The organism is Burkholderia sp. AU19243 (assembly GCF_018148075.1).
Taxonomy (GTDB): domain Bacteria; phylum Pseudomonadota; class Gammaproteobacteria; order Burkholderiales; family Burkholderiaceae; genus Burkholderia; species Burkholderia latens_A.
The window spans coordinates 228,501-240,953 of the sequence record NZ_JAGSTV010000003.1; the positions used below are offsets into that span (position 1 = coordinate 228,501).

14 protein-coding genes are annotated in these 12,453 nt (G+C 66.9%); 4 read left to right on the forward strand and 10 right to left on the reverse strand.

From position 1 onward, the window contains the following. The 5 genes from KDW55_RS07275 to KDW55_RS07295 form a co-directional block, all read right to left on the reverse strand. The gene (locus KDW55_RS07275) at positions 1-141 is read right to left on the reverse strand and encodes a cytochrome oxidase small assembly protein (protein WP_006752059.1); all 141 of its coding nucleotides are present in this window, start codon (positions 139-141) and stop codon (positions 1-3) included. Between the two features lie 91 nt (positions 142-232). Further along, positions 233-1,840 carry a cytochrome c oxidase subunit I gene (gene ctaD, locus KDW55_RS07280; RefSeq protein WP_040142110.1) on the reverse strand — a complete coding sequence of 536 codons (1,608 nt, stop codon included), beginning with the start codon at positions 1,838-1,840 and terminating at the stop codon, positions 233-235. A 43-nt stretch (positions 1,841-1,883) separates the two neighbouring features. Next, on the reverse strand, positions 1,884-3,479 hold the full coding sequence (coxB, locus tag KDW55_RS07285; RefSeq protein WP_040142111.1) for a cytochrome c oxidase subunit II: 1,596 nt from the start codon (positions 3,477-3,479) through the stop codon (positions 1,884-1,886). A gap of 56 nt (positions 3,480-3,535) precedes the next feature. Continuing rightward, the gene (locus tag KDW55_RS07290; RefSeq protein ID WP_212197909.1) at positions 3,536-4,060 is read right to left on the reverse strand and encodes a DUF2244 domain-containing protein; all 525 of its coding nucleotides are present in this window, start codon (positions 4,058-4,060) and stop codon (positions 3,536-3,538) included. A 195-nt stretch (positions 4,061-4,255) separates the two neighbouring features. Next, on the reverse strand, positions 4,256-5,221 hold the full coding sequence (locus tag KDW55_RS07295; RefSeq protein WP_040142115.1) for a methyltransferase domain-containing protein: 966 nt from the start codon (positions 5,219-5,221) through the stop codon (positions 4,256-4,258). An 83-nt stretch (positions 5,222-5,304) separates the two neighbouring features. Here KDW55_RS07295 and KDW55_RS07300 point away from each other — a divergent pair, with 83 nt between their 5' ends. Then, entirely contained in the window at positions 5,305-6,117 is an 813-nt protein-coding gene (locus KDW55_RS07300; protein ID WP_069241779.1) for a phosphoribosyltransferase family protein, read from the forward strand. Between the two features lie 110 nt (positions 6,118-6,227). Further along, a complete protein-coding gene (gene trmL / locus KDW55_RS07305; protein WP_040142119.1) occupies positions 6,228-6,698 on the forward strand; it encodes a tRNA (uridine(34)/cytosine(34)/5-carboxymethylaminomethyluridine(34)-2'-O)-methyltransferase TrmL in 471 nt (156 codons plus the stop codon). Between the two features lie 37 nt (positions 6,699-6,735). Here the strand turns inward: trmL and KDW55_RS07310 are convergent, their stop codons facing one another. The 5 genes from KDW55_RS07310 to KDW55_RS07330 form a co-directional block, all read right to left on the reverse strand. Beyond that, positions 6,736-7,260 (reverse strand): O-acetyl-ADP-ribose deacetylase, encoded by a 525-nt coding sequence (locus tag KDW55_RS07310; protein WP_040142121.1) that lies wholly within the window; start codon positions 7,258-7,260, stop codon positions 6,736-6,738. A 188-nt stretch (positions 7,261-7,448) separates the two neighbouring features. Then, on the reverse strand, positions 7,449-8,447 hold the full coding sequence (locus tag KDW55_RS07315; protein ID WP_212160835.1) for an NAD(P)H-dependent glycerol-3-phosphate dehydrogenase: 999 nt from the start codon (positions 8,445-8,447) through the stop codon (positions 7,449-7,451). 26 nt (positions 8,448-8,473) lie between these two features. After that, positions 8,474-8,965: a protein-export chaperone SecB gene (gene secB / locus KDW55_RS07320; RefSeq protein ID WP_040142124.1), complete on the reverse strand. Its 492-nt coding sequence runs from the start codon at positions 8,963-8,965 to the stop codon at positions 8,474-8,476. Positions 8,966-9,072: 107 nt separating this feature from the next. Further along, a complete protein-coding gene (gene grxC / locus KDW55_RS07325; protein WP_040142126.1) occupies positions 9,073-9,333 on the reverse strand; it encodes a glutaredoxin 3 in 261 nt (86 codons plus the stop codon). Continuing rightward, positions 9,330-9,752, reverse strand: coding sequence for a rhodanese-like domain-containing protein (locus KDW55_RS07330; RefSeq protein ID WP_040142128.1), 423 nt, complete (start codon positions 9,750-9,752; stop codon positions 9,330-9,332). The genes grxC and KDW55_RS07330 overlap by 4 nt, the downstream gene beginning before the upstream one ends. 136 nt (positions 9,753-9,888) lie before the next feature. Here KDW55_RS07330 and gpmA point away from each other — a divergent pair, with 136 nt between their 5' ends. Together gpmA and KDW55_RS07340 are read left to right on the forward strand one after the other, a co-directional pair. Continuing rightward, positions 9,889-10,635, forward strand: coding sequence for a 2,3-diphosphoglycerate-dependent phosphoglycerate mutase (gene gpmA, locus KDW55_RS07335; protein WP_040142130.1), 747 nt, complete (start codon positions 9,889-9,891; stop codon positions 10,633-10,635). Between the two features lie 255 nt (positions 10,636-10,890). Next, positions 10,891-12,432: a S41 family peptidase gene (locus tag KDW55_RS07340; RefSeq protein ID WP_040142132.1), complete on the forward strand. Its 1,542-nt coding sequence runs from the start codon at positions 10,891-10,893 to the stop codon at positions 12,430-12,432. The last annotated feature ends 21 nt before the right edge of the window (positions 12,433-12,453 follow it).

Consider the following 12,453-nt stretch of genomic DNA (forward strand, 5'->3'; position numbering starts at 1 on the left):
TCAGTGAGTGGACAGCCACCACTGCTTGATCACGACACCCACAAAAAAAACGGCGGCGATGACGAGCAGGGTGAGGCCGAGCCGCTTGTTGCCCGCGCGAATCTGCTCGGGCGTTCGTCTTTCTTGTGGATTCCGGTTCATCTGAAACTTCGCTGAAACTTCGCTGGTCCATCGATCCGGCGCCCGCCGCGCCTGCCTGCACGGCAGGCAGCGGCGGAGCGCACGGTGATGCTTATTCCACGTGCGGCGGTTGCTCGAACGTGTGGAACGGAGCCGGGCTCGGCACCGTCCATTCGAGGCCCGTCGCGCCGTCCCACGGCTTGTCCGACGCCTTTTCCAGCTCGCCGCCGCCACGATAGGCCGGCAGCGCGACTGCGAACAGGAAGTACACCTGCGCGAGGCCGAAGCCGAATGCGCCGATCGTCGCGACCTGGTTGAAGTCCGTGAACTGCGCCGGGTAGTCCGCATAGCGGCGCGGCATGCCCGCGAGACCGACGAAGTGCATCGGGAAGAACGTCAGGTTGAAGAAGATCATCGACGACCAGAAGTGGATCTTGCCGCGCGTCTCGTTGTACATCCAGCCCGTCCACTTCGGCGACCAGTAGTACCAGCCCGAGAACAGCGCGAACAGCGAGCCGGCCACCAGCACGTAGTGGAAGTGCGCGACCACGAAGTACGTGCCGTGGTACTGGATGTCGAGCGGCGCCATCGCCAGCATCAGGCCCGTCAGGCCGCCGAACGTGAACACGAACAGGAAGCCGATCGCAAACAGCATCGGCGTTTCGAACGTCATCGAGCCGCGCCACATCGTCGCGAGCCAGTTGAACACCTTCACGCCCGTCGGCACCGCGATCAGCATCGTCGCGTACATGAAGAACAGCTGGCCGGTGACCGGCATGCCCGTCGCGAACATGTGGTGCGCCCAGACCATGAACGACAGGATTGCGATCGAAGCGGTCGCGTACACCATCGAGCTATAGCCGAACAGCGTCTTGCGTGCGAACGCGGGGATCACCTGCGACACGATCCCGAACGCCGGCAGAATCATGATGTACACCTCGGGGTGGCCGAAGAACCAGAAGATGTGCTGGTACATCACCGGGTCGCCGCCGCCTGCCGCGTTGAAGAACGACGTGCCGAAGTGGCGATCGAACAGCACCATCGTGATCGCGCCTGCCAGAACCGGCATCACGGCGATCAGCAGGTACGCGGTGATCAGCCAGGTCCATGCGAACATCGGCATCTTCATCAGCGTCATGCCCGGCGCGCGCATGTTCAGGATCGTCACGACGATGTTGATCCCGCCCATGATCGACGACGCACCCATGATGTGGACCGCGAAAATCGCGAAGTCCATGCCCGGGCCCATCTGCGTCGACAGCGGCGCGTACAGCGTCCAGCCGGCAGCCGTCGCACCGCCCGGCGCGAAGAACGAACCGACCAGCAGCACGGCCGCGACCGGCAGCAGCCAGAAGCTGAAGTTGTTCATCCGCGCGAACGCCATGTCGGACGCGCCGATCTGCAGCGGAATCATCCAGTTCGCGAAGCCGACGAACGCCGGCATGATCGCGCCGAACACCATGATCAGGCCGTGCATCGTCGTGAGTTCGTTGAAGAACTCCGGACGCATGATCTGCAGGCCCGGCTCGAACAGCTCGGCGCGAATGCCGAGCGCCATCACGCCGCCCGACAGGAACATGATGAACGAGAACAGCAGGTACAGCGTACCGATGTCCTTGTGGTTGGTGGCGAACAGCCAGCGGCGCCAGCCGTGCGGCGCTTCGTGCGCGTGGTCGTCGTGCGCGTGGCCCGCGGCTACGTCGTGCCCGATGCTAGACATGAGAATCTCCTAATGCGAATACGTCGACTAACTCAGCGACACGTCAAGCCGCCGGCCCGATCTCGACACGCCGGGCTTCCTTGGCGTCAGCCCCGCCCGTGATCGTTTCCGGCTTTTTGAGAATAATGTGGTCTTCCGCCACGCCTGCTGCCTTCAGCGCGTCGCGCACGGCCTGTGCGCGATGCTTCGCGAGTTCGGCGTTCGCGTCGGCCGAGCCCGTCTTGTCGGTGAAGCCCGACAGCGCGAGCTTCGCGTCCGGATGTGCCTTCGCATAGTCGGCCGCCGCTGCGATCGCCGCTTTCGCGTCGGCCGGCAGCACGCTCTTGCCCGTTTCGAAGTAGATCGTCGACAGTGCCGCCGCGGCCGACGCGGACGCTGCCGCCGGCTGCTCGGCCGCGCCCGATGCCGCTTGCGCAGGCGCCGCTTCGGCCGGCGCCGCCGCGCCCGCGGCGTCTTCCGGCATCTTGCCGTTGCGCGCGTCAGCCACTTGCTTCGGCTGCAGCAGGTCGTTCTTGTGGTTGCCCCACGAATTGCGCTCGTACGTGATGACCGACGCGATGTCGAGGTCCGACAGCGACGCCCACGACGGCATCGCCCCCTTGCCGTGCAGCACGCGCTCGACGTGGCCGGCGATCGGGCCGTTCACGATCGGGCTGCCGTCCATCGCGGGGAACGCGCCGAGGCCCTTGCCGTTCACCTGGTGGCAGGCCGCGCAGTTCGCCTTGTAGACTTCCTCGCCGTGCGCGACGAGTTCGGCCATCGTGTAAACCTTGTTCGGATCGACGGATGCGCTGGCGAGCTTCGCCTTCTGCGCGGTGACCCACTTCGCGTAGTCGTCTTCCGACAGCACTTCGACGACGACCGGCATGTACGCATGTTCCTTGCCGCACAGCTCGGTACAGAAACCGCGGAACGTACCGACCTTGTCGGCCTTGAACCACGTGTCGCGCACGAAGCCGGGGATCGCGTCCTGCTTCACGCCGAACGCGGGCACGTACCACGAGTGGACGACGTCGTTCGCGGTCGTGATGATGCGGATCTTCTTGTTGACCGGCACGACGAGCGGGTTGTCGACTTCCTGCAGATAGGTTTCGGTGATGGCCTTCTTGCCCATCACTTCGTCGCGCGGGGTGGTCAGCGTCGACAGGAAGCCGATGCCCTCGCCCGGGCCCTTCACGTAGTCGTAGCCCCACTTCCACTGGTAGCCGGTGACCTTGATCGTGAGATCGGCGTTGGTCGTGTCCTTCATCGCGACGACGGCCTTCGTGGCCGGCAGCGCCATCAGCACGACGATGATGAACGGCACGATCGTCCAGATGATTTCGACGGTCGTGCTCTCATGGAAATTGGCAGCCTTGTGGCCTTTGGATTTGCGGTGCGCGAAGATCGAATAGAACATCACGCCGAACACGCCGACGAAGATCACCGTACACAGGATCAGCATCATCGTGTGGAGATCGTAGAGCTCCTCGGCGATCTTCGTGACCGGCGGCTGAAAGTTGATCTCGTTGACGCGGGGGCCGCCCGGGCTATCACCGACCGCCAGAGCAGCGCCGGCAAAGAGCAATCCGCTGCATGCCAGCACGCCCGTGAGGGCTCGCTTGATTGTTTTCATAGCATCCTTACCCAAAATTTCCATTCAAACCCTCCCCCGTCGCAAGCCGCCCGCCCGTTCCGGCCGGTGCCCGCGCTTCGTCAGCCGCAGCGCCTGAGCGACACGCGCAGCTCGTCGGCGAACTGCGCACGCTTGTACTGCGCGAGATGCTGCCCGATTACGACGGTCTGCCCACGCGATACCAGTCGAATCGGATCGCGCGGCGTCGGACCCGGCTCGACCCGCACCCAGCGCGGGTTGAATTCGATCTGCGTGAACCGCTCCGCATCCATCCGCTCGATCACGAGCCGGTGCGGAAACAGCCTGATGCGCTCGTAGTCGACCGCATGACGGGCATAGATCGCAAACGCGATTCCGACCGCCAGCAATTCGACTCCGGTAAAGGGCATGACGAGCCAGGCCCCACGCCACATCAGCAATGCCGCGATCACCAGCGAGAAGCCCGCGAGCGACGCGTAAAACAGCATGAACTGGCGCGGCGACACCGAACAGTTGCGTTTCATCAGCCAGTCCGCGAGGACCGGTTCGCTGTTCGTCGTCTCCGCCAACACCCTCGCTGCTTCCATCGCCGCCTCACGCGAATGGCATGCGATGCATGCCTGCATCGGACTCGTCGGCCCGTATTGCGGGGACCCCGGGACGACAAGCTGACGCATTATAGGCGGGTTCAATGGCATCCACAAGCAAGCGGCTATCGGCCCGCGAGCCAAGCGCCACAAGCTTCCCGGCCATTTTTCGCATCAATTCGACCCCGCTTTGCGCCGCTAATTTCGGACATAACAAAACCCCTCTTTACCGCTTTACCGATTCTTCGGACGCCCCTTTCCGATATCTTCGATGCGCACGATCCCGTGCCCTTCCGCGGTCGTACGCGGCACCGCTTTCCACGCGTGGCCGTAGATCACTTCGAACGTCAGCGCGATCGTGCCGTCCGCGCGCCGCCGCGCCTCCAGCGCGTCGCCGAGCGCCGCGCGAAAGCGTCGTATCGCGTGCGCCGGCACCGTACGGTCGAACGGATACGCGCCCCAGCGGCGCACGTCGGCCAGCAGCGAATCGGGGGTCTTGTACGTGACGGTCAGCACTTCCTGGTCCATCACCGGTATCTCGAAGCCGCTCTCGACGAGCATGTCGCCGAGGTCGTGCATGTCGACGAAATCGATCACGCGCGCGGCCGCCGGTGCGATGCCGAGGGCCGCTTCGGCATCCGCGCAGGCTGCGCGCAGCTCGCGCAGCGTGTCGGGGCCGAGCGTGCTGAACATCAGCAGGCCGTTGACGCGCAGCACGCGCTGCCACTCCGGGAAGACGGTATCGGGACGCGAATGCCAGTGCAGCGCGAGGTTCGACCAGATCAGGTCGAACGCGCCGGCCGCGAACGGCAGCACCGAGAAATCGGCCTGCGCGACCCGCGGGCCGCGCTGGCCCAGCGCCCGGCCGAGCGACGCAGGCAGCCAGCGGCGCCAGCTCGTCTGCTCGACCTCGCGTTCGCCGGCCCGCGCGAGCATCGCACCCGACAGATCGACGCCGAACACCGGCGCCTCGGGGAAGCGCGCGCGCAGCGCCGGCAGGTCGTCGCCGGGGCCGCAGCCCGCGTCCAGCACGGCCGCGGGGCTCACCTTGATGTATTCGAGGCGCTCGTTCATCCGCTGCGCGATCTCGCGCGGCAGGAACGCGACCGCGTCGAACGTGGCGGCACGGCGATCGAAGATGCGCCGCAAACGCCGGGCGTCATTGGCCGGACGGCCGGTTGAAGTCGAAGCTGGGGACATGTCGGGCACACTGGCGAAGAGCCCGAAGTATACTCGCTCGCCTCGCAGCCTTCAGCGAGGCGGGCCCGTCAGGAGTGTTCGCGATGGATCGCAGTTCCGCCCCGCGCCCGCTGCGCGTCGTTTTGTCGCAGATTGGCATGCTCGCTGCGCGCATCGGCGCACTGGCGTTGCCGAATCGATGCGCGTTGTGCGGCAATTTGTCACACACGGTGATTTGCGTGCCGTGCGACGGCGCGTACTGGAATGAAACGCGGCTGCGCTGCGACGTCTGCGCGGTGCCGCTGAGCGTCCGCACCCCGCGGCCGCGCGCGGCGAGCGGCCCGCACGCGGGCGACGGGCGTGCGTCCGCGTACCGTTGCGATGCGTGCCGCGCGACTCCGCCGCCGTTCGATGCGACGCTGGCGCTCGCCGATTACCGCGCCCCGCTCGACGCGCTCGCACGCGGCCTGAAGTTTCATGCGCGGCTCGCGCTCGGCGCGGAATTCGCCGCGCGGCTCGCGCGGCAGGTCGACGACACTGACGCGATACGCGCCGCGGGCAGCCTCGACGTAATCGCGCCGGTGCCGCTGTCGCGCGCACGGCTCGTCGCCCGCGGCTACAACCAGGCGTGGGCGATCGCGCGGCCGCTCGCGCGCCGGCTCGGCGTGCACGCCGACGCGGCGCTGCTCGCGCGCGTGACCGACACTGCGCCGCAGTCGCGGCTGGACCGGCGCGCGCGGCGTGACAACGTGCTCGCGGCATTCGCGGTGACAGGCGATGTCGCCGGCCGTCACGTGGCGCTCGTCGACGACGTGATGACCTCCGGCGCGACGCTCGCGGCGGCCGCGCAAGCATTGAAGGCGGCCGGTGCCGCGCGCGTGACGAATCTGGTTGCGCTGCGCACCGCCAGGGATTAATTAGATAGACAGTAGAGAGGCCGTCCGCACGCGGACGCGGCCGTCACGAACCGGCCGGCCGGGAACGAGCAGATGTCGCTCCGCCCCGGCCGGCCCAGCCAGACCCAACCATGTTCAACGTCGTCCTCGTCGCCCCCGAAATTCCGCCGAACACCGGCAACGTGATTCGCCTGTGCGCCAACACCGGCGCGCGCCTGCACCTGATCGAGCCGCTCGGCTTTCCGCTCGACGACGCGAAAATGCGCCGCGCCGGCCTCGACTATCACGAATATGCGGAAATGCGCGTGCACCGCGACTGGGACGCGTTCGTCGCGGCCGAAACGCCCGATCCCGCGCGGATGTTCGCGTTCACGACCCGCGGTTCCGGGCGCTTTCACGACCACGCGTTCGTGCCCGGCGACTGGTTCGTGTTCGGCTCGGAGACGCGCGGCCTGCCGGCCGACTTGCTCGAGCGCTTTCCGAACGAACAGCGCGTGCGCCTGCCGATGCGGCCGGGCAATCGCAGCCTGAACCTGTCGAACACGGTGGCCGTGGTCGTGTTCGAGGCGTGGCGCCAGGCCGGCTTCGAAGGCGGCGCCTGACGCGCACGCTACTGCGGCGCGGCGCCGGAAAGCGCCGCTAGCGGCCCGCTAGCCGCGCGCGATACAGGTCGTGTATGTCGGACGAAAAGCACGCGAATATCACGCGCGCGAGGTTCGGCGCCTGCGGAAGCGTTTCGATCACCGTACCGACCGCGATGTCGACGGCCTCGTCGGCCGGATAGCGATAGATGCCGCAACTGATCGCGGGAAAGGCAATCGACGTCGCCGCCACGTCCTCGGCCAGCTCGATCGCGCGCCGGTAGCACGCGGCAAGCAGGTCGGGCTCGCCGCGCGCGCCGCCGTGCCATACCGGGCCGACCGCATGAATCACGTACCGTGCCGGCAGCGCGTGGCCGCGCGTGAGCTTCGCGTCGCCGGTCTCGCAGCCGCCGAGCGTGCGGCACTCCGCCAGCAGGCCCGGGCCGGCCGCGCGATGGATCGCGCCGTCGACCCCGCCGCCGCCGAGCAGCGAACCGTTCGCGGCATTGACGATCGCGTCGACGTCGAGCGTCGTGATGTCGACGAGTTGCGCGTCGAGCGTGGTGGAACCGATCTGGAGCATGACACCCTCGCGAAGCGCCGGAGATGCTTCAAGCGTAGTGCGCTTTGGCGCCGCGTGCTTTGCGCGAACGCGCGGCTGCAACAGCCCGAATGATGTTCGTCAACCGTACTGGCGTCGCGCGCATGCGGAGCACCAGCGCTGACGGCTGCGTCACCGGTCTGCGATCCGTGAACCCGGTCCGCCGGCGGTCATTCGGCGCGTGCGTCGCGCCGCAGCAGCCCGCTCACCGCATCGCGCGGTGCAACGCCGTCGAACAGCACGCCGCACACGGCCTCGGTGATCGGCATTTCGATTGCCTGCGCGCGCGCCAGCGCGAGCACGGCCTGCGCACACCGCACGCCCTCGGCCACATGGCCCAGCGCACCGAGGATGTCGTTCAGCGAGCGGCCGGCCGCGAGTTGCAGGCCGACCGTGCGATTGCGCGACAGGTCGCCCGTCGCGGTGAGGATCAGATCGCCGAGGCCCGTGAGGCCCGTGAAAGTTTCGGCGCGGCCGCCGAGCGCGACGCCGAGGCGCGACATTTCGGCGAGGCCGCGCGTAATGAGCGCAGCGCGCGCGTTCAGCCCCAGACCGAGGCCGTCGGCGATGCCGGTCGCGATCGCCAGCACGTTCTTCACCGCGCCGCCAACCTCGACGCCGACGACGTCGTCGCCCGTATAGATCCGCATCGCGCCGTGATGAAACGCGGCGAGCGTGCGCTCGCGGCATTCGGCGGAAGCGCTCGCGACCGTCAGCGCGACGGGCAGCGCAAGCCCGACCTCGCGCGCGAAGCTCGGCCCCGACAGCACGCCGTTGCTGTGCTGGCCGGGCAGCTCGGCCGCGATTACCTGATGCGGCAGCAGATGCGTGTCGGCTTCGAAGCCCTTGCAGACCCACACGACGTGCGCGGGCACGCAGCCGGCGTCGCGCATTGCGCCGAAGAGTATGCGCAGGCCGGCCACGGGCGCGGCGATTACGCACAATGCGTCGTCCGCGGCGCCGTGCGCGAGCGCGGCGCCGAGATCGGCGTCGTAGCGCAGCGCATCGGGCAACGCGATGCCGTCCAGATAGCGGGAATTTTCGTGCCGGGCCTGCAGCCCGGCGATCAGCGCGGCGTCGCGCGCCCACAGAAGCGTATCGTGCCGCGCGGCCAGATGGCCCGCGAGCGCGGTGCCCCAGGCACCGGCGCCGAGAACGGCTACTTTCATACCCAGCACCGGTCCGGAGTCAAACGTCAGTTCAGCGTCGTGCCATTCGGCGCGCCGTTCGGTGCGGCTGCCGCACCGGCCTGCTGCTGAAGCTGCGCGAGACGCTGCTCGTACAGCGCCTGGAAGTTGATTTCCGCCAGGTGGATCGGCGGGAAGCCCGCACGCGTGATCGCGTCCGCGATGTTCGAGCGCAGGTACGGGAACAGGATCGTCGGGCACGCGATGCCGACGAGCGGGTCGAGCTGTTCGTCCGGAATGTTGCGAATGTCGAAAATGCCGGCCTGCTTCGCTTCGATCAGGAACGCGACCTTGTCCTTCACCTTCGCGGTGACGGTGCCCGACACGACGACCTCGAACACGCTTTCCGCGAGGCGCTCGGCCTTGACGTCGACTTCGACTTCAACCGACGGCATGTCCTGCTCGAGGAAGATCGCCGGCGAATTCGGCTGCTCGAGCGACATATCCTTCAGGTAGACGCGCTGAATGTTGAAGAACGGTTGGTTTTCGACGTCGGACATGGTGTTTCCCTAAAAATGGTGGCGAGGCGGCCGGCTTCATGCCGGCCACCCCGGTTGGATCCTGTGCGCCCAGAGCCGCGGCGCGGCCGGCGGCCATTCTGCCCTAATCAGGCCGCTTGCAGAAGCGGCACGAGGCCGCCTTCGCGGTCGAGCTTCGACAGATCGTCGTAACCGCCGACGTGCGTGTCGCCGATATAGATCTGCGGCACCGTGCGCCGGCCCGTGCGCGCCATCATCTCCTCGCGGCGGGCCGGATCGCGGTCGATCAGTACCTTTTCGATCTGCTCGACGCCGCGCAGCTTCAGCAGGCGCTCGGCCTGCATGCAATACGGACACACCTGCGTGCTGTACATCAGAACCTTGTTCACTTCGCCACTCCTTGTTTGACGACCGGCATCCCGGCCTGCTGCCAGGCGGCGACGCCGCCTTCCAGCACGTGTACCTCGGCATAGCCCGCCGCCTCGACCTCGCGCGCCGCCTTTTGCGACTGCTGACCGTTCTGGCAAACGAGCAGCACGGGGGTGCTCTTGTTCTTCGCGACCTGCGCAATTTTCGCGCCGATCTCGCCGGCCGCGACCTGGCGCGCGGACGGCAGATGGCCGGCGGCGAAGTCGGACGGCGCGCGCAGGTCGATCACGACCGCGTTGCGGCGATTAATGAGCTGCGTCGCTTCCGCAGCCGACAGGCCGCCGCGGCCGCGGCGCAGGGCCGGCCACGCAAGCAGGCCGCCGGAAACCAGCAGGATCGCGATAAGGGCCAGGTTCGTGTAATTGGTAAAGAACGTCACGGAAAGCCGCCGGAAAAAGAGAAATCGGAAAAGGACAATCCCGCCATTATAAAATAACCGTCTTGCGCGATGGCGGGCCCGGACCGGGCGCCGCGCGCCGCGCCCCGCTTCCCTCTCACTACCGACCGCAAGATCCATGTACAAACTCGTTCTCATCCGCCACGGCGAATCGACGTGGAACAAGGAAAACCGCTTCACCGGCTGGGTCGACGTCGACCTGACCGAACAGGGTCGCAACGAGGCCTACCAGGCCGGCGAATTGCTCAAGGAAGCCGGCTACACGTTCGACATCGCATACACGTCGGTGCTCAAGCGCGCGATCCGCACGCTGTGGCACGTGCAGGACAAGATGGACCTGATGTACCTGCCGGTCGTCCACTCGTGGCGCCTGAACGAGCGCCACTATGGCGCGCTGTCGGGCCTGAACAAGGCGGAAACGGCCGCGAAATTCGGCGACGAGCAGGTGCTCGTGTGGCGCCGCAGCTACGACACGCCGCCGCCCGCGCTTGAGCCGACCGACGAACGTGCGCCGTTCAACGACCCGCGCTACGCGAAGGTGCCGCGCGAGCAGCTGCCGCTCACCGAGTGCCTGAAGGACACGGTCGCGCGCGTGCTGCCGCTGTGGAACGAGTCGATCGCGCCGGCCGTGCGCGCGGGCAAGCAGGTGCTGATCGCAGCGCACGGCAACTCGCTGCGCGCGCTGATCAAGTATCTCGACGGCATTTCCGATAGCGACATCGTCGGCCTGAACATCCCGAACGGCGTGCCGCTCGTCTATGAACTCGACGAGAACCTCAAACCGATCAAGCATTACTACCTCGGCGATCAGGAAGCAATCGCGAAGGCGCAGGCCGCCGTCGCGAAGCAGGGCAAGGCGGGCTGACGCCCGTCGCGGCGGGCAGGCCGCCATTCGCGCGGCCTGCCGCCGGCCGCGTCGGCGCGCGGCGCGAACCTTCACGGCTCCGATGCTGTCGAAACCGCTTTCGACTTCGCCGCACATCCGGCGGCACCCGCCGGGCCCCGGGACCGGGCCTCCGGCGCTTTTCGCGCCGTTCCACTGAGTATTCGGACGAACAGTTATACTTGTCCGCTACATCCCCGCTACCGCCACGCGCTTCCCGACCGCACCAGACTCTCTATGCGAATGAAATTGAAGAACATCGGCCTGATTGCCGCGGGCCTCGCCACGGGCGTATTCGCGACGCTGCAGATCTCGGCGTCTGCCGAGCAGACCGTCACCGCGCCGCTTCCCCTCGACCAGCTCCGCCTCTTCGCGGAAGTGTTCGGCCAGATCAAGCGCGAGTACGTCGAGCCGGTCGACGACAAGAAGCTGCTGACGGCGGCGATCAAAGGCATGGTGTCGAGCCTCGACCCGCACTCGTCGTTCCTCGACAAGACCGACTATGACGAGCTGCAGGAGCAGACGAAGGGCCGCTTCGCGGGTCTCGGCATCGAGATCTCGCAGGAAGACGGCCTCGTCAAGGTGATCTCGCCGATCGAGGACACGCCCGCGTTCCGCGCCGGCATCCGTCCGGGCGATCTGATCACGCGCATCAACGACAAGCCGGTGCGCGGGATGACGCTCGACAAGGCCGTCAAGCAAATGCGCGGCGAGCCGGGCACCAAGGTCACGCTGACGATCTTCCGCAAGAGCGACGACCGCACGTTCCCGATCACGGTCACGCGCGCGATCATCAAGGTCCAGAGCGTGAAGATGAAGATTCTCGACCCGGGCTACGCATACATCCGGATCACGAGCTTCCAGGAGCGCACGACGCCCGATCTCGCCGCAAGACTGCAGGACATCGCACGCCAGCAGCCGAACCTGAAGGGCCTGATCCTCGACCTGCGCAACAACGGCGGCGGCCTGCTGCAGAGCGCGGTCGGCGTCGCCGGCGCGTTCCTGCCGCCCGACTCCGTCGTCGTGTCGACCAACGGCCAGATTCCCGATTCGAAGCAGGTCTACCGCGACACCTACGACAACTATCGCCTGCCGTCTTTCGACGGCGATCCGCTGAAGAATCTGCCGCCGATCTTCAAGACCGTGCCGATGGTCGTGCTGACGAACGCGTATTCGGCGTCCGCGTCGGAAATCGTCGCCGGCGCGCTGCAGGATTCGAAGCGCGCGCAGATCATGGGCAAGACGACGTTCGGCAAGGGCTCGGTGCAGACGGTTCGCCCGATGACGGCCGACACCGCACTGCGCCTGACGACCGCCTACTACTACACGCCGAGCGGCCGATCGATCCAGAACAAGGGCATCACGCCCGACGTGCCGGTCGATCAGTACGCGGACGGCGATCCGGACGACGTGCTCGTGACGCGCGAGGTCGACTACACGAACCACCTCGCGAACACGCAGGACCCGAACGAGAAGAAGGAACAGGAAGAGCGCGAGCAGCGCCGGATGGATCAGCTGCGCGTCCTCGAGGAGCAGAACGACAAGAAGACGCCGGAGCAACGCCAGAAGGATCGCGATCGCAAGCCGATCGAGTTCGGCAGCGCCGACGACTTCATGATGCAACAGGCGCTGAACAAGCTCGAGGGCAAGCCGGTGCAGGAATCGAAGTCGCTGCTCGCCGAAAGCACGACCAAGAGCCCTGCGGCGAAGGCCGCGTCCGCCGCGAAGGCGTCGGGCGCGAAGGCCGCCGCACCGAAGGCCGCGTCGGCGCCGCAGTAAGCGCCGGCCGGCATCCGACGG